Annotated in this window: 14 protein-coding genes; 7 read left to right on the top strand and 7 right to left on the bottom strand. The window is 72.9% G+C overall.

What is annotated here, in order from left to right; translation table 11 throughout:
* Positions 1-1083: 1083 nt before the first annotated feature.
* From D1J60_RS24435 to D1J60_RS24415, 5 genes are all read right to left on the bottom strand, one after another.
* The gene (locus tag D1J60_RS24435) at positions 1084-1725 is read right to left on the bottom strand and encodes a TetR/AcrR family transcriptional regulator (RefSeq protein WP_125594553.1); all 642 of its coding nucleotides are present in this window, start codon (positions 1723-1725) and stop codon (positions 1084-1086) included.
* On the bottom strand, positions 1722-2378 hold the full coding sequence (locus D1J60_RS24430; protein WP_125824170.1) for a DUF4166 domain-containing protein: 657 nt from the start codon (positions 2376-2378) through the stop codon (positions 1722-1724). The genes D1J60_RS24435 and D1J60_RS24430 overlap by 4 nt, the downstream gene beginning before the upstream one ends.
* Positions 2379-2398: 20 nt before the next feature.
* Positions 2399-3097: a hypothetical protein gene (locus D1J60_RS24425; protein WP_125822529.1), complete on the bottom strand. Its 699-nt coding sequence runs from the start codon at positions 3095-3097 to the stop codon at positions 2399-2401.
* A gap of 200 nt (positions 3098-3297) precedes the next feature.
* Positions 3298-3594 (bottom strand): MTH1187 family thiamine-binding protein, encoded by a 297-nt coding sequence (locus tag D1J60_RS24420; protein WP_125822528.1) that lies wholly within the window; start codon positions 3592-3594, stop codon positions 3298-3300.
* Positions 3591-3935, bottom strand: a complete 345-nt coding sequence (locus D1J60_RS24415) for a DUF3817 domain-containing protein (RefSeq protein ID WP_125594550.1) — start codon at positions 3933-3935, stop codon at positions 3591-3593. The genes D1J60_RS24420 and D1J60_RS24415 overlap by 4 nt, the downstream gene beginning before the upstream one ends.
* A gap of 161 nt (positions 3936-4096) precedes the next feature.
* On the opposite strand from D1J60_RS24415, the gene D1J60_RS24410 reads away from it, so the two are divergent.
* The 4 genes from D1J60_RS24410 to D1J60_RS24395 all read left to right on the top strand — a co-directional run bounded on the left by D1J60_RS24410 (position 4097) and on the right by D1J60_RS24395 (position 6762).
* A complete protein-coding gene (locus D1J60_RS24410) occupies positions 4097-4735 on the top strand; it encodes an AIM24 family protein (RefSeq protein ID WP_125594549.1) in 639 nt (212 codons plus the stop codon).
* A complete protein-coding gene (locus tag D1J60_RS24405; protein ID WP_125594548.1) occupies positions 4735-5385 on the top strand; it encodes an AIM24 family protein in 651 nt (216 codons plus the stop codon). The genes D1J60_RS24410 and D1J60_RS24405 overlap by 1 nt, the downstream gene beginning before the upstream one ends.
* The gene (locus tag D1J60_RS24400; protein WP_241253385.1) at positions 5382-6200 is read left to right on the top strand and encodes an AIM24 family protein; all 819 of its coding nucleotides are present in this window, start codon (positions 5382-5384) and stop codon (positions 6198-6200) included. Before D1J60_RS24405 ends, D1J60_RS24400 begins: the two co-directional genes overlap by 4 nt.
* Before the next feature lie 85 nt (positions 6201-6285).
* Positions 6286-6762: a MarR family transcriptional regulator gene (locus D1J60_RS24395; protein ID WP_125594559.1), complete on the top strand. Its 477-nt coding sequence runs from the start codon at positions 6286-6288 to the stop codon at positions 6760-6762.
* Positions 6763-6831: 69 nt separating this feature from the next.
* On the opposite strand, the gene meaB is transcribed toward D1J60_RS24395, so the two are convergent.
* Both meaB and D1J60_RS24385 read right to left on the bottom strand, forming a co-directional pair.
* On the bottom strand, positions 6832-7794 hold the full coding sequence (gene meaB / locus D1J60_RS24390; RefSeq protein WP_125594547.1) for a methylmalonyl Co-A mutase-associated GTPase MeaB: 963 nt from the start codon (positions 7792-7794) through the stop codon (positions 6832-6834).
* Positions 7795-7804: 10 nt separating this feature from the next.
* Positions 7805-9007 carry an acetyl-CoA C-acetyltransferase gene (locus D1J60_RS24385; protein ID WP_125594546.1) on the bottom strand — a complete coding sequence of 401 codons (1203 nt, stop codon included), beginning with the start codon at positions 9005-9007 and terminating at the stop codon, positions 7805-7807.
* A gap of 137 nt (positions 9008-9144) precedes the next feature.
* Here D1J60_RS24385 and mce point away from each other — a divergent pair, with 137 nt between their 5' ends.
* The 3 genes from mce to D1J60_RS24370 all read left to right on the top strand — a co-directional run bounded on the left by mce (position 9145) and on the right by D1J60_RS24370 (position 15476).
* Positions 9145-9573 (top strand): methylmalonyl-CoA epimerase, encoded by a 429-nt coding sequence (mce, locus tag D1J60_RS24380; protein WP_125594545.1) that lies wholly within the window; start codon positions 9145-9147, stop codon positions 9571-9573.
* Between the two features lie 180 nt (positions 9574-9753).
* Complete coding sequence (scy, locus tag D1J60_RS24375; protein WP_206436564.1) at positions 9754-14343, top strand: polarized growth protein Scy; 4590 nt, start codon at positions 9754-9756, stop codon at positions 14341-14343.
* A gap of 194 nt (positions 14344-14537) precedes the next feature.
* Positions 14538-15476, top strand: coding sequence for a hypothetical protein (locus D1J60_RS24370; protein ID WP_007266614.1), 939 nt, complete (start codon positions 14538-14540; stop codon positions 15474-15476).
* Positions 15477-15490 lie beyond the last annotated feature (14 nt).

Below are 15490 nucleotides of genomic sequence, written 5' to 3'. Positions count from 1 at the left end.
CCGGGCCCCCAGATCCATGGTTCCGGGCCAGGGGCGCGACTACCCGCACGAGAGGTTGATCAGAGCCCCCGGGGGAAGCCGACAAGCGCGTCAGATCGCTACGCGCTCCTCCCGGCTTGGCGGCCGGCGGCCGTCCGTGGCTGATACCCGCACCAAAGAGGCGAATGGGGCGGCCCGGGAGGTGTCCAGGCGCGGTAGATCGCTACGCGCTCCCCCCGGCTTGGCGGCCGGCGGTCGTCCGGGGCTGATACCCGCACCCAAAGGCGAACAGGGCGGCCCAGGAGGCCCCCAGGCGCGGTAGATCGCTACGCGCTTCTCCCGGCTCGGCGGCCAGCCGCCGTCTTGGGCCGGTCGTAGGCCACACGGAAGACTCAAGCGCCCCTTTTGCCCCTGTATAGAGGGCTGGGGTGGGATCGAATGGTTGCCTGTCGGAGTCTGCGGGTGAAGAAGTCACCCGCAGACTCCGACAAGCCGCCAACGGCGCTGCGGGAGGGCCGATTCGCCCCTCGAAGGCCTTGATCCGCCCCTCTCTTGACCCCATCCCGGCCCCAGACGGCCGTCCGACGCCAAGCCGGGAGAAGCGCGTGGCGATCTACCGCGCCTGCGCGCCTCCTGGGCTGCTCTGATCGTCTTCTCGTGCGGGTATCAGCCCAGGACGGCCGTCGGACGCTGAGATTCGAGGAGCGCGTAGCGATCTGTCGCGCCTGGAGGCTCCGGAGGTCGCTCTGATCAAGCTCCCGTGCGGGTAGTCGCGCCCCTGGCCCGGAATCATGGATCTGGGGGCCCGGATGCTCGGAGGGCCGGCCCCAGGCCCCTCGTCTCGTCGCTGAGGGGACCCGTCCCTGCTCCTCTGGACCGTGCCGTTTCTTTGGGGGTTTCCCGGCAGTCTTTCGGCTTTCCGGTTCGGGTCGGTCTGTCAAGGGTGGAGCGAAGCGACATCGCGTAGCGACGCGACGAAGGAGCGCCCTTGACAGGCCGGCACGAGCCGGAAGGACGATGGGACTGACGGGAAGCCCCCACGCTTCTCTGAGACCGCCCGAGGGGATCCCGCCCCTGGCACCCCGCCCGGCCCCCGCCCGGCGGTCAGCCCCGGGTCCCCCGCCGGAGGCCGTGGCGGACGGCACGCTGCGTGAGTGGGCCGAGGCCCTCCAGGACGGCGGCCAGCGCAGCCAGTTGCTCCAGGGCGTCCAGCGCCCGGCCGGCGCCCTCCGGGTCCACCCCCTCGTACAGCTCGATGCCGACGAACGACGCGGCCGTGGCCCGGGCCAGCCCCGCCGGGTCGGCGAAGTCCGCCAGCGGGGTCGCCGCCAGCAGGCGGCCCAGCACCGCCTCGAGCTCCTCGATCCACAGCCCCAGCCCGGCCGCGGTCGCCGCCGCCAGGGAGGGCGAGTTCTGTCCGGCGGCGAGGAGCTGCCCGAGCATGGCGACGTACCCGGCGGCCCGCTCCTCGGCGTGCATCTCGCGGGCGAACTCCAGCAGCTCGGGCAGGCTGCCCAGTGCGGCGAGCCGGTCGCGGTGGCGGTCGACCCGCTGTGCGGCCCCGTACCGGCAGGCGGCGGCGAGCAGCTCGTCCACGGAGCCGAAGTGGTAGAAGATCAGGCCCTGTCCCACGCCGGCGGTGGCCGCGATGGTCCGGGCCGAGGCCTTGGCGATGCCCTGTTCGACGAGGGTGCGCAGGGCGCCTTCGAGGAGCTTCTCCTTGGTGGCCGCACTGCTCGCGCTCACGCCCGGACCTCCTCGCGGACGGGCCGCAGGTCGCCGCGGACCCCGTACGCGCGGGCGTCGACGTACTCGGCGGTGAAGGAGCCCTCGTACCCGAAGAGCGGGCCGAAGCGGCGGTTGACGACCCGTACCCGGATCCGGAACCGGCCGGTGGCGTCGTCGAAGGACTCGCGCACCTCTGCGTCGCCGCCGATCAGCTCGGGCACGCGGACGTCGACGGGGCCCTCGCGGAAGCGGTGCTCGCCGGAGCGGATGAGCAGCGAGCCGTCGGGTTCGGCGCTCATGTGGAGGTCGCTGGCGAGGTGCTGGTGGGTGCCCAGGTAGTCGAGGACGCAGTCGCGTTCCGGGCTGTGGACCATCGTGGCGTCGAAGCGGCGCGGCCCGTCCGGGAGGTGGAAGGTGCGGACGAAGGTGACGGTCTCCCGTCCGAAGGAGTCGGTGTAGGGGAGGTTCTCGATGACGAAGGGGACGTTGCGTCCTTCGCGCGGGACCAGGATGTTGCGGGTCCCGCCGAGCCGGAGGAAGGGCTTCACGAAGCTGCGGCCGTGCCAGATCCGCTCCATGGTGCCCCGCCCGACGCAGCCCTCGCCGCTGTCCAGGCCGACGGAGAAGCGGCGTTGGATCTGCGGGTGCAGACGGTCGAAGCCGGCACCCATGTGGGCCCGGAAGATGGAGGTCACGACGGCTCCAGGGTGGTCAGCAGGCGGGGGGCGGTTGCGGTGGTGCGGCCGGGCGGCGTGCGCAGGCAGCGGCGGGCGGCCGGGGTGCCGGGCAGCGGCGGCAGCAGCAGTGCGGCGGCGAGGACGGGCAGGGCGGCGGCGAGCGGGGCGTAGGCGAGGACGGCCGCGCAGAGCATGGCCCGCAGGGCGGTCTCGGCGAGGGCCCGGGCGAGCGCGCGGCCGGGCGGGGTGCCGCGTTCGCACCACAGCCGCAGGCGGTCGAAGGACCAGGCGGTGCCCCAGCCCATGAGGGGGCGGAAGACCAGCCGGTCGGCGAGGGCGCCGAAGCGGCCCCAGCGCGGCCGGTAGTCGTAGCCGGTGAGGAAGCGGATCCCGTCGGGGCCGGGGACGTAGCGCCAGTAGCCGCTGCCCACGGCGAGCAGGGAGAGCGGATGCTCCGAGGCGAAGCGCAGGGCCGAGACACGGGTGCCGTCGGGGCGGTGGCGTTCGCCGGCGGAGATCCCGGTGCCGGAGACGGAGAGGCAGGGCAGGACGCGGGTCGCGTAGCGGAAGCGCCGGGGCTCGCCCTCGGCGCGCGGGAGGTAGTCGATGGAGGTGAACCTGAGGTCCCACCGCTGGTGTTGCGCCGGGTCCTGGCTGCGCTCCCAGAGCTCGTCCATCCCGGTGCGGATCACCGTCTCGACGTACAGGGCCATGCCGGTCTCCCCCAACCTGCTGTTTGAGCGGTCGCTCAAAAGGGAAGGTAGGGGGTTTTGAGCGGTCGCTCAACTGCTTGGGCGAGCCCTCGAGTGTGAGGCCCGCCACATCCGGTAGGGGTCCGGGCATGCGAAAGCGCCCCCCGCCGGGCGGGCGGGGGGCGCTTTGGGGAAACGGTCGGTGCGGGCGGGCCCGCGGCTCAGCCTTCGGCGAGGTGCCGTTCCACCGTCTCGACCTTCGAGGTGATGCCGTCGGTGACGCCGGGCCGGATGTCGGCCTTGAGGACGAAGGAGACCCGGGGCGCCCGCTCCTCGACGGCGGCCACGGCGCGCCGCACCACGTCCATGACCTGGTCCCACTCGCCCTCGACGGTGGTGAACATGGCGTCGGTGCGGTTCGGCAGCCCGGACTCGCGCACGACGCGGACCGCGTCGGCCACGTACTCGCCGACCTCTTCGCCGACCCCCAGCGGGGTCACCGAGAACGCGACGATCACGCGTCCGCCACCTGGCGCGCGCGGGCGGCGATGACGCTGTCGGCCTCGTCGCGCTTGAGCAGCTTGTCGCCGTACAGGCCGCCGAAGGGCAGCAGCGCGAGGACGAAGAACAGGGCGACCTTCTTGACCGGCCACTTCGCCTTGTTCCACACGTCCAGCAGGAAGACCGCGTAGATGACGAACAGGATCCCGTGCAGGATCCCCAGCGGCATCATGAGGTAGTCGATGTCCGATACCCGGCTCAGCACCGAGCCGAAGATCAGCAGGGCCGGGAACGACAGCGCCTCCGGAACGGAGATGAGGCGCAGCCGGTGCAGGGCGGAAGCGGTCTTGATGTCCACGTGGAGCCTTCGGGCCGGGTACCTGGGGTCCGTCCCAGTGTCTCAGCCGCCCTCCGCGATCTTCCCGCGGGGCCCCGGATGCCCCGAAGCCCGGCGATTGTGGCGGATATCGGCCCACCGGCCCCTGTTCGGTGCGCCTCCCTGCCGATACCTTCGTCCCCGTGGCTCAGTTCAGACTCCAAGGCAGCAAGGTGCTCGCCGTCGACCTGACCGGTGACGCCGTGAAAGCGAAGAACGGCGCCATGGTCGCGTACGACGGCCAGATGGCCTTCAAGAAGATGACCGGCGGCGGCGAAGGCCTCCGCGGAATGGTGACCCGCCGGCTGACCGGCGAACAGATGACCGTGATGGAGGTCCAGGGGCACGGCACCTGCTACTTCGCCGACCGGGCGAGCGAGATCAACCTCGTGAACCTGCGCGGCGAGAAGCTCTACGTCGAGTCGAGCAACCTGCTGTGCACCGACGCGGGCCTGCGTACGGGTACGACCTTCACCGGTCTGCGCGGCGCGACCACGGGCAACGGGCTCTTCACCACGACCGTGGAGGGCTCCGGCCAGGCGGCGATCATGTCCGACGGGCCGGCGGTGGTGCTGCGCGTCAGCGCCCAGTACCCGCTGTCGGTCGACCCGGGCGCGTACATCGCGCACACCGGCAACCTCCAGCAGTCCTTCCAGTCGGGGGTCACCTTCCGCACCCTGATCGGCGAGGGCTCGGGCGAGGCGTTCCAGATCCGCTTCGAGGGCGAGGGCCTGGTGTACGTCCAGCCGAGCGAGCGCAACACGATCGGGGGGGACGTCTGATGCCGTTCCGCGAGGTCAACTCGAAGATGGTCGAGGCCCAGGTGATCCCCGGGCAGAGGATGTACAGCCAGCGCGGGGCGATGCTCGCCTACCGGGGCGAGGTCTCCTTCACCCCGAGCGTCACCGGCGGCCAGGGCGGCGTCATGGGCATGATCGGGCGCCGGGTGGCGAACGAGCAGACCCCGCTGATGACGGTCGAGGGCAGCGGCACGGTGATGTTCGGCCACGGCGGCCACCACATCCAGGTGGTCAACCTCCAGGGCGAGACCCTGTACGTCGAGGCCGACCGGCTGCTCGCCTTCGACGGCACCCTCCAGCAGGGCACGATGTTCATGGGCTCGCAGGGCGGCGTCATGGGCATGGTGCGCGGCCAGGTGACCGGCCAGGGCCTGTTCACCACCACCCTCAAGGGCCACGGCGCGGTCGCCGTGATGGCCCACGGCGGAGTGATCGAGCTCCCCATCACCCCGAACCGGCCGGTCCACGTCGACCCGCAGGCGTACGTGGCCCACCACGGGGACGTCCGCAACAAGCTCTCCACCGCGCTCGGCTGGCGGGACATGGTGGGGCGCGGCTCGGGAGAGGCGTTCCAGCTGGAGCTGTCCGGCCAGGGCGCGGTCTACGTACAGGCCTCGGAGGAGAAGCTGTGAACTTTGGCCCCGTGAACCCGGGACCCGGCGGTCCGACCGTGTTCGACCCGCACAGCCTGCCCTCCGACGACAATGTGAACGCGTACACCTTCTGCGTGGAGCTCAAGGGGAGCCAGTGGTTCCTGCAGAAGGGCAAGATGATCGCCTACTACGGGCGGATCGAGTTCAACGGCATCGGCAACGGCCGCTTCGACCGGCTGCTGCGCACCAGCTTCCACTCTCCGCTGCACGCGAGCGACTGGGTGGTGGCCGAGGGGCAGGGCAAGATGCTGCTGGCCGACCGGGCCTTCGACGTGAACTCGTACGACCTGGACGACGGCAACCTGACCATCCGGTCGGGGAACCTGCTGGCGTACCAGCCCTCGCTGGCGCTGAAGCAGTCGATCGTCCCGGGTTTCCTGACGCTGATCGGAACCGGGAAGTTCGTCGCGGCGTCCAACGGACCGGTGGTCTTCATGGAGCCGCCGCTGCGTGTCGACCCGCAGGCGCTGGTGGGCTGGGCGGACTGCCCCTCCCCCTGCCACCACTACGACCACGGATACATGTCGGGCGTGATGGGCGGCCTGCGCTCGCTGACCGGCATCGGCGGCACCTCCGGCGAGGAGCACCAGTTCGAGTTCGTCGGCGCGGGTACGGTCCTGTTGCAGTCGACCGAGCTGCTGATGGCCGAGCAGTCGGTGGGTGCGGTGGGTGCCGGGGCCGCCACGGGCAACACCCAGGGCGTTCCGGGGGCCGGCCAGGGGCCGCTGGGGCAGCTGGGCGTGCCCCGGATGCCGGGGCAGCTGGGCGATCTCCAGCGGCGTCTCGGGCTGTGAGGTCCGCGGGCCGCACTGCCCGAATCCGATCTTCCTATTTTTGTACGTAATTCAACTTCTTAGGTAGAGTTCTTTCATGGAGACGATGGAGACCGACACGGCCACCCGCTGGCTCACCGATGCGGAACAGTGCGCCTGGCGCACCCACCTGGACGTCAGCAGACTGCTGATGCACCAGCTGGAAAAGGATCTCCAGCCCTTCGGACTCACCAACAACGACTACGAGATCCTGGTGAACCTCTCGGAGTCGGAAGGCCTGCGGATGCGCATGAGCGACCTGGCCACCGCCACGCTCCAGTCCAAGAGCCGGCTCTCCCACCAGATCACCCGCATGGAGACCGCGGGCCTGGTCCGCCGGGTGAACTGCGAGTCCGACCGCCGCGGCCTGTACGCGGTCCTCACGGACGAGGGCATGGAGACCATGCGCAAGGTCGCCCCGCACCACGTGGCGTCCGTCCGCGAGCACTTCATCGACCTGCTGCCCCCGGAGGCCCTCCAGGCGCTGCGCGAGTCGCTGCGCCCGGTCGCGGAGCACCTGCGCGGCACCCGCGGCAAGATCTGAGCGCGCGCCGCACGCGCGTGAGAGGGCGGGGAGCCGAGGCTCCCCGCCCTCTCACGCGTTCCGCACCCCTCAGGCCTCGGTCAGGCTGTCCAGCAGCGCGTCCGCGGCCGCGTACGGGTCCAGCTCGCCGGCCGCCACCCGGGCCGCCAGCGCGTCCAGGTGCGCGTCCCCGCGCAGGTCGGCCAGGCGCCCCCGCAGCGCGGTGATCGCGATGGTCTCCACCTCACGGGCCGCCCGCGCGGCCCGGCGCTCGGCCAGCACCCCGCGCTCGTCCATCCACGCCCGGTGCTTCTCCAGCGCCTCGACCAGCTCGTCGATGCCCTGGCCCTTGGCCGCCACCGTCTTGACGATCGGCGGCCGCCAGTCGCCGGGCCCCCGGGTCTCGCCCAGGCCCAGCATGTGGTTCAGCTCCCGGGCGGTCGCGTCCGCGCCGTCCCGGTCGGCCTTGTTCACCACGTACACGTCGCCGATCTCCAGGATCCCCGCCTTCGCGGCCTGGATCCCGTCGCCCATGCCCGGAGCGAGCAGCACCACCGAGGTGTCGGCCTGCGAGGCGATCTCCACCTCGGACTGCCCGACGCCGACCGTCTCGACGAGGATCACGTCGCAGCCGGCCGCGTCCAGCACCCGGATCGCCTGCGGAGCCGCCCAGGCGAGCCCGCCCAGGTGCCCGCGGGTGGCCATGGAGCGGATGTAGACCCCGGGGTCGGACGCGTGGTCCGACATCCGGACCCGGTCGCCGAGCAGGGCCCCGCCCGAGAAGGGCGAGGACGGGTCGACCGCGAGCACGCCGACCCGCTTGCCCGCCGCGCGGTACGCCGAGACCAGCGCCGACGTAGAGGTCGACTTGCCGACCCCCGGGGAGCCGGTCAGCCCGACCACGTACGCGCCGCCCGTCAGCGGTGCCAGGGCGGCCATCACCTCGCGCAGTTGCGGGGACGCCCCCTCGACCAGTGAGATCAGCCGGGCCACGGCCCGCGGCCGGCCCTCCCGGGCCTGCGCCACCAGCGTGGGGACGTCCACCGTCGCCATGCGCTCGCCCCTACGCCTTCGGGACGCTGAGCAGGAGGGCGTCGCCCTGGCCGCCGCCGCCGCACAGGGCCGCCGCGCCCAGGCCGCCGCCGCGGCGCTTGAGCTCCAGCGCCAGGTGCAGCACCACGCGGGCACCGGACATGCCGATCGGGTGGCCCAGGGCAATGGCGCCGCCGTTGACGTTCACCTTTTCCGGGGTCACGCCGAGGTCCTTCATTGACTGCACGGCCACCGCCGCGAAGGCCTCGTTGATCTCGATGAGGTCCAGGTCGGAGACCTCCTTGCCCTGCTTCTTCAGGGCGTGCAGGATCGCGTTCGACGGCTGCGACTGGAGGGAGTTGTCGGGGCCGGCCACGTTCCCGTGGGCACCGATCTCGGCCAGCCACTCCAGGCCCAGCTCCTCGGCCTTCGCCTTGCTCATCACGACCACCGCGGCGGCGCCGTCGGAGATCTGCGAGGAGGTGCCGGCGGTGATGGTGCCGTCCTTGGCGAACGCCGGGCGCAGCTTGCCCAGCGACTCCACCGTGGTCTCGGGGCGGATGCCCTCGTCGGCGGCGAAGATGACCGGGTCGCCCTTGCGCTGCGGGATCTCGACCGGGGTGATCTCGGCCTCGAACACCCCGTTCTTCTGCGCGGCCGCGGCCCGCTGGTGGGAGGCGGCGGCGAACTCGTCCTGCGGGGCGCGCTCGATGCCCAGGCGGGTGTTGTGCTTCTCGGTGGACTCGCCCATCGCGATGCCCTCGAAGGCGTCGGTCAGGCCGTCGTAGGCCATCGCGTCGAGCATCTCGATGGCGCCGTACTTGTAGCCCTCGCGGGACTTGGGCAGCAGGTGCGGGGCATTGGTCATCGACTCCTGGCCGCCCGCGACCACGATGTCGAACTCCCCGGCGCGGATGAGCTGGTCGGCCAGCGCGATGGCGTCCAGACCCGACAGGCACACCTTGTTGACGGTGAGCGCGGGCACGTTCATGGGGATGCCCGCCTTCACGGCCGCCTGGCGGGCGGGGATCTGGCCCGCGCCGGCCTGGAGCACCTGGCCCATGATCACGTACTGGACCTGGTCGCCGGAGATCCCGGCCCGCTCCACCGCGGACTTGATGGCGAAGCCGCCGAGGTCGGCGCCCGAGAAGGACTTCAGCGAGCCGAGCAGCCGCCCCATGGGCGTGCGGGCCCCGGCGACGATCACTGAGGTGGTGTTGTTCGTTCCGGACATGAGGCACAGCCCCTTGAGGATGAGGAGTGAACGAGGGTTTACCCGAATGTACTGAGCGGTACCCGCGCAGTCACCGGGCAGTCGGTGTGATCGCTGGCACGTTGCGTGACGCCCCTCTTCGGCGGTGCACTGGTCCCATGCTGACAAGAATCGACCACATCGGGATCGCCTGCTTCGACCTGGACAAGACCGTCGAGTTCTACCGTGCCACGTACGGGTTCGAGGTGTTCCACACCGAGGTCAACGAGGAGCAGGGCGTCCGCGAGGCCATGCTCAAGATCAACGAGACCTCCGACGGCGGGGCCTCCTACCTCCAGCTCCTGGAGCCCACCCGCGAGGACTCCACGGTGGCCAAGTGGCTGGCCAAGAACGGCGAGGGCGTGCACCACATCGCCTTCGGCACCGCCGACGTCGACGGCGAGGCGCAGGCCATCCGCGGCAAGGGCGTCCGCGTCCTGTACGACGAGCCCCGCACCGGCTCCATGGGCTCCCGGATCACCTTCCTCCACCCCAAGGACTGCCACGGAGTCCTCACCGAACTGGTCACCTCCAACCCTGAGCACTGATGTCCCCATTCCCCGGCCGGTAGAGTGGCCATGGCTCGGCCGGGGTTCGGTGCGGAACGGGGTCGGGGCCGAGAGCCCTGCCCCGACATCTGACACCATTCCCCCGGGGGCGTCGTTCAGCGGGCGAGCGATGCTCATTTGGGAGTGAGCTTGCGACCAGGGGACGGATGGGACCGCGCTGTGCGGGGCTACGAAAGCCAGGAGAGCCATCAGGCCGAAGCCGACCATCTCACGCGCTTCGAAGCCGAGATGGAGCGGCTGAAGAAGGAGCGCGGGAAGGCCGTCCAGCACGCCGAGGACCTCGGGTACCAGGTCGAGGTGCTGCGCGCCAAGCTGCATGAGGTGCGGCGCGCGCTCGCGTCCCGTCCTGCCTACGACGGCGCGGACATGGGCTACCAGGCGGAGCAGCTGCTGCGCAACGCCCAGGTTCAGGCCGACCAGATGCGCTCCGACGCCGAGCGCGAGCTGCGCGACGCCCGGGCGCAGACCCAGCGGATCCTCCAGGAGCACGCCGAGCACCAGGCGCGCCTGCAGGCCGAGCTGCACGCCGAGGCCGTCAACCGGCGCCAGCGTCTGGACCAGGAGCTCAACGAGCGCCGCCAGACCGTCGAGGCGCACGTCAACGAGAACGTCGCCTGGGCCGAGCAGCTGCGCGCCCGGACCGAGGCCCAGGCCCGCCGGCTCATGGAGGAGTCCCGCGCCGAGGCCGAGCAGGCGCTGAACGCCGCCCGCGCCGAGGCCGCCCGGACCGCCGAGGAGGCCCGCCGCCGGCTCGCCGCCGACGCCGAGGCCGCGCGCGCCGAGGCCGAGTCGGCACTGCTGCGCGCCCGCAAGGAGGCCGAGCGGCTGCTGGCCGCCGCCTCCGCGCAGGCCCAGGAGGCCACCGAGCACGCGGAGCGGCTGCGCTCCACCACCACCGCCGAGGCCGAGCAGACCCGGCAGCAGACCATGGACCTCGGCCGGGTCGCCGAGGCCCGCGTCCAGGAGGCCGACACGGCGCTGCGCGCCGCCCGGGCCGAGGCCGAGAAGCTCCTCGCGGAGGCCAAGGAGAGCGCCGCCCGGCAGCTCGCCTCGGCGGAGTCCGTCAACGACCAGCGCACCCGCACCGCCAAGGAGCAGGTCGCCCGGCTGGTCGGCGAGGCCACGAAGGAGGCCGAGGCGCTCAAGGCCGAGGCCGAGCACGCGCTGGCCGACGCCCGCGCGGAGGCGGAGCGGCTGCGCACCGAGGCCGGCGAGCAGGCCCGTACGGCCGCCGCCGAGGACACGGCGGCTCAGCTGGCGAAGGCGGCCCGCACCGCCGAGGACGTACTGAACAAGGCCTCGGAGGACGCCCGGGCGACGACCCGCGCCGCGTCCGAGGAGGCCGAGCGGATCCGCCGCGAGGCGGAGGCCGAGGCGGACCGGCTGCGCGCCCAGGCGGCGGCCACGGCCGACGAGCTCAAGGGCGCCGCGAAGGACGACACGGAGGAGTACCGGGCCCGCACGGTCGAACTCCAGGCGGAGGCGAGGCGGCTGCGCGGCGAGGCCGAGCAGCTGCGCGCCGAGGCCGTCGCCGAGGGCGAGCGGATCCGGGGCGAGGCCCGCCGCGAGGCCGTCGGGCAGATCGAGGAGGCGGCCAAGACCGCCGAGGAGCTGCTGGGCAAGGCCAAGGCGGACGCCGACGAGCTGCGCTCCGGCGCGGCCGCCGAGAGCGAGCGGGTCCGTGCCGAGGCCGTGGAGCGGGCCACCACCCTGCGCCGGCAGGCCGAGGAGACCCTGGAGCGGACCCGCGCGGAGGCCGAGCGGCTGCGCGCGGAGGCCGAGGAGCGGGCCGAGGCCCTGACCGCCGAGACGGACGCCGCCGTACGGGCGCGCCGCGAGGAGACCGAGCAGGCCCTGGCGGCCAAGCGCGCCGAGGCGGACGCGGAGCTGGCCCGGCTGCAGTCGGACGCCGAGGCCCGGCTGGCGTCGGCGGAGCAGACGCTGCGCGAGTCCCGCCTGGCGGCGGAGAACATCCGCAAGGAGACCACGGAGGAGAACGACCGGCTGCGCGCCGAGTCGGCAGAGCGGATCCGCACCTTCCAGGCGCAGGCGGAGGCGGAGTCCGAGCAGCTGCGCGCCGAGGCCGCGCAGGACGCCGGCCGGGTCCGCGCGGAGGCCGAGCTGGTCTCCGTACGGCTGCGCGCCGAGGCGGAGGCCGAGTCCGAGCGGGTGCGCACCGAGGCGCAGGAGACCGCGGACCGGCTGCGCGCCGAGGCGAAGGCGGCGGCCGAGCGGGTCGCCGAGGAGGCCGCGGAGGCCCTCGCGGCCGCCCAGGAGGAGGCCGCGCGGCGCCGCCGGGAGGCCGAGGAGACCCTGTCGGCGGCCCGGACGGACGCGGGCAACGAGCGGGCGCAGGCCCGTGAGCAGAACGAGGAGCTGCTGGCGCAGGCCCGCAAGCGCTCGGAGGAGGCGCAGGCCGAGGCGGCGCGCCTGACCGAGGAGGCGGAGCGCCGCGCGGCGGAGCTGGTCGCGGCGGCCGAGGCCACCGCGCAGCAGGTGCGCGACTCCGTGGCCGGGCTGCACGAGCAGGCCGAGGAGGAGATCAGCGGGCTGCGCAGCGCGGCCGAGCACGCGGCGGCCCGTACCCGCACCGAGGCGGAGGAGGAGGCGGACCGGGTCCGCGCCGACGCCCACGCGGAGCGCGAGCGCGCGGCCGAGGACGCCGCGCGGGTGCGCAGCGAGGCCCGGGTGGAGACGGACGCGGCGAAGGAGCTGGCGGCGCGGACCGTCGGCGACGCGATCGCCGAGGCCGAGCAGCTGCGGGCCGACACGGCCGAGTACGCGCAGCGGGTGCGCACCGAGGCGACGGACGCCCTGGCGGCGTCCGAGCGGGACGCGGCGCGGACCCGGGCGGACGCCCGGGACGACGCGAACCGGATCCGGGGCGAGGCTGCGGAGTCCCTGGAGGCCTCGCGCGCCGAGGGCGCCCGGATCGTGGCCGAGGCCGAGGCGGAGGCGGAGCGCCTCACCGGGGAGACCCTCGCGGCGAACGAGCTCACGGTCGCCGACGCCCGGGCGGAGGCCGAGCGGCTCACCGCGGAGGCCGTCGAGGCGGCGGACGCCACCCGCGCCGAGGCCGCGGGCACCCTGGACGAGGCCCGCGCCGAGGCGAACCGGCTGCGGACCGAGGCCGCCGAGCAGGCGGACCGGCTCATCACCGAGGCGGCGTCCGAGGCGGACAGGCTCACCGAGCAGACCCGCGAGGACAGCGAGCGCACGATCGCCGAGGCGGCCGCGGAGGCCGAGCGGCTGCGCGCGCAGGCGGCACGCGTCCTGGAGGAGGGCGAGGCGCGGGCCGCCGCCCTCAAGACGCAGGCGGCCGACACCCTGGCCGCCGCCGAGCGCGATTCGGCGCGGATCCTGGTGGAGTCGCGCGCCGAGGGCGACCGGCTCGTCGAGGAGACCCGCGCGGCCAACGAGCGCACGGTCGCCGAGGCCGCCGCGGAGGCCGAGCGGCTCGTCGCGGAGGCGGCGCGGACGCTGGAGGAGGCCCGTACCGAGGGCGGCCGGATCATCGGCGAGGCCACGGCGGAGGCGGAGCGGGTCACGGCCGCGGCCAACGAGACGCTGGAGGCCGCCGAGCGGGACGCCGAGCAGACCCTGGACGAGGCGCGTGCCGAGGGCAACCGGCTGCGTACCGAGGCCGCGGAGCAGGCGGACCGGCTCATCACCGAGGCGGCGTCCGAGGCGGACAAGCTCACCGAGCAGACCCGCAAGGACAACGAGCGCACGGTCGGCGAGGCTGCCGCCGAGGCGGAGCGGCTGCGCGCGGAGGCGGCGGAGGCGCTGGCCTCGGCGCAGGAGCACGCGACCCGTACCCGGTCCGAGGCGGAGCGGGTGAAGGCGGAGGCGGCGGCCGACGCTGAGCGCACCCGTACCACGACGCGCGAGGAGTCCGAGCGGCTGCTGGACGAGGCCCGCGAGGAGGCCAACAAGCGGCGTACGGAGGCCGCGGAGCAGGTCGACCGGCTCATCACGGAGGCAGCCGCGGAGGCGGACAAGCTGACCTCGGAGGCGGCCCGGCAGGCCCTCGCCGCCACGACGGCGGCCGAGGAGCAGGCCGACGCGATGGTCGACGCCGCCCGCAAGGAGGCCGCGCGCATCACGTCGGAGGCGACCGTGGAGGGCAACTCCACGGTGGAGAAGGCCCGCACGGACGCGGACGAGCTGCTGGTCGGCGCGCGTACGGACGCGGCCGCCATAAGGGAGCGGGCGGAGGAGCTGCGTTCGCGCGTCGAGTCCGAGGTGGAGGAGCTGCACGAGCGTGCCCGCCGGGAGTCGGCGGAGCAGATGAAGTCGGCCGGCGAGCGCGTGGACAAGCTGGTCCGCGCGGCGACGGAGCAGAGTGCCGAGGCGGAGGCGAAGGCCAAGGAGCTGGTGTCGGACGCGAGCAGCGAGGCGAGCAAGGTCCGCATCGCGGCCGTGCGCAAGGCCGAGGCGCTGCTGAAGGAGGCCGAGACGAAGAAGGCGGAGCTGTCGCGGCAGGCCGAGAAGGTGCTCGCGGAGGCGACGGCGGAGGCGGAGCGGCTGGTCGACGAGGGCCGTCGCGAGCTGGAGGTCCTGGTGCGCAGGCGCGAGGACATTCAGGCGGAGATCTCCCGTGTCCAGGACGTTCTTGAGGCGTTGGAATCATTCGAGGCACCTTCGGGTGGCGGAAAGCCCGCATTGGGCGGCCAGGGCGCGGGGGGCGTGAAGGCCGGCGCATCAGCGGGGTCCACTCGTTCGGGTGGCAAGGTGTCAGAGGGGTAGTCAGAAGACAGGATGTGTGCTTCTGAGGGAGGTTCAGTCGAAGGAGTGACAATCATTCCGTCGCCTTGCCACTCAAAAGGGGTGTCATTGTCCAGGGCAAACCCGGATTGACTCGATGACACGCCGCCCTGGCGCCTAGGATTCCCCTTAACACCTCACGTAGCACCTCATCGGTCTCATTCGACAGGAACCCCATGAGCGACACTTCCTCCCCCTTCGGCTTCGAGCTCGTGCGGCGTGGTTACGACCGCGGTCAGGTGGACGACCGCATTACCAAGCTGGTCTCCGACCGCGACAGCGCCCTAGGACGTATCAACTCTCTGGAAAAGCGGATCGAGGAGCTGCACCTCGAAACGCAGAACGCCCAGGCCCAGGTGAGCGACGCCGAGCCGTCGTACGCCGGTCTCGGCGCCCGGGTCGAGAAGATCCTGCGGCTGGCCGAGGAGGAGGCGAAGGACCTGCGCGAGGAGGCCCGTCGTGCGGCCGAGCAGCACCGTGAGCTGGCCGAGTCGGCGGCCCAGCAGGTGCGCAACGACGCCGAGTCGTTCGCGGCGGACCGGAAGTCGAACGCGGAGGACGAGGGCGTCCGCATCGTCGAGAAGGCCAAGGGCGACGCGGCCGCCCTGCGCGCCGAGGCCCAGAAGGACGCGGCCTCCAAGCGCGAGGAGGCCGACGCCCTGTTCGAGGAGACCCGCGCCAAGGCCGCCCAGGCCGCCGCGGACTTCGAGACCAACCTGGCCAAGCGCCGCGAGCAGTCGGAGCGCGACCTGGCCTCGCGTCAGCAGAAGGCCGAGAAGCGGCTGGCGGAGATCGAGCACCGGGCCGAGCAGCTGCGGCTGGAGGCCGAGAAGCTGCGTACGGACGCCGAGCGCCGGGCCCGCCAGACGGTGGAGACCGCGCAGCGCCAGGCCGAGGACATCGTGGCCGACGCCAACGCCAAGGCCGACCGCATCCGCAGCGAGTCCGAGCGCGAGCTGGCGGCGCTGACCAACCGCCGCGACTCCATCAACGCCCAGCTGACCAACGTCCGCGAGATGCTGGCGACGCTGACGGGCGCGGCCGTGGCCGCCGCCGGCTCCCCGATCGACGACGAGCCGGTCACCCGGGGCGTCCCGGCGCAGCAGAGCCGTTAGTACGCCCGTGCGTA

Source organism: Streptomyces sp. W1SF4 (assembly GCF_003950035.1).
Lineage (GTDB): Bacteria > Actinomycetota > Actinomycetes > Streptomycetales > Streptomycetaceae > Streptomyces > Streptomyces racemochromogenes.
Note: the sequence above shows the minus strand (reverse complement) of the source record. Positions and strands in the feature narration are given on the sequence as shown.

Coding starts and splice junctions, on each gene's coding strand:
- D1J60_RS24430 (WP_125824170.1), bottom strand. CDS start 2,378: ATGGGTGCCGGCTTCGACCGTCTGCACCCGCAGATCCAACGCCGCTTC.
- D1J60_RS24425 (WP_125822529.1), bottom strand. CDS start 3,097: ATGGCCCTGTACGTCGAGACGGTGATCCGCACCGGGATGGACGAGCTC.
- D1J60_RS24405 (WP_125594548.1), top strand. CDS start 4,735: ATGCCGTTCCGCGAGGTCAACTCGAAGATGGTCGAGGCCCAGGTGATC.
- D1J60_RS24395 (WP_125594559.1), top strand. CDS start 6,286: ATGGAGACCGACACGGCCACCCGCTGGCTCACCGATGCGGAACAGTGC.
- meaB (WP_125594547.1), bottom strand. CDS start 7,794: ATGGCGACGGTGGACGTCCCCACGCTGGTGGCGCAGGCCCGGGAGGGC.
- D1J60_RS24385 (WP_125594546.1), bottom strand. CDS start 9,007: ATGTCCGGAACGAACAACACCACCTCAGTGATCGTCGCCGGGGCCCGC.
- mce (WP_125594545.1), top strand. CDS start 9,145: ATGCTGACAAGAATCGACCACATCGGGATCGCCTGCTTCGACCTGGAC.
- D1J60_RS24370 (WP_007266614.1), top strand. CDS start 14,538: ATGAGCGACACTTCCTCCCCCTTCGGCTTCGAGCTCGTGCGGCGTGGT.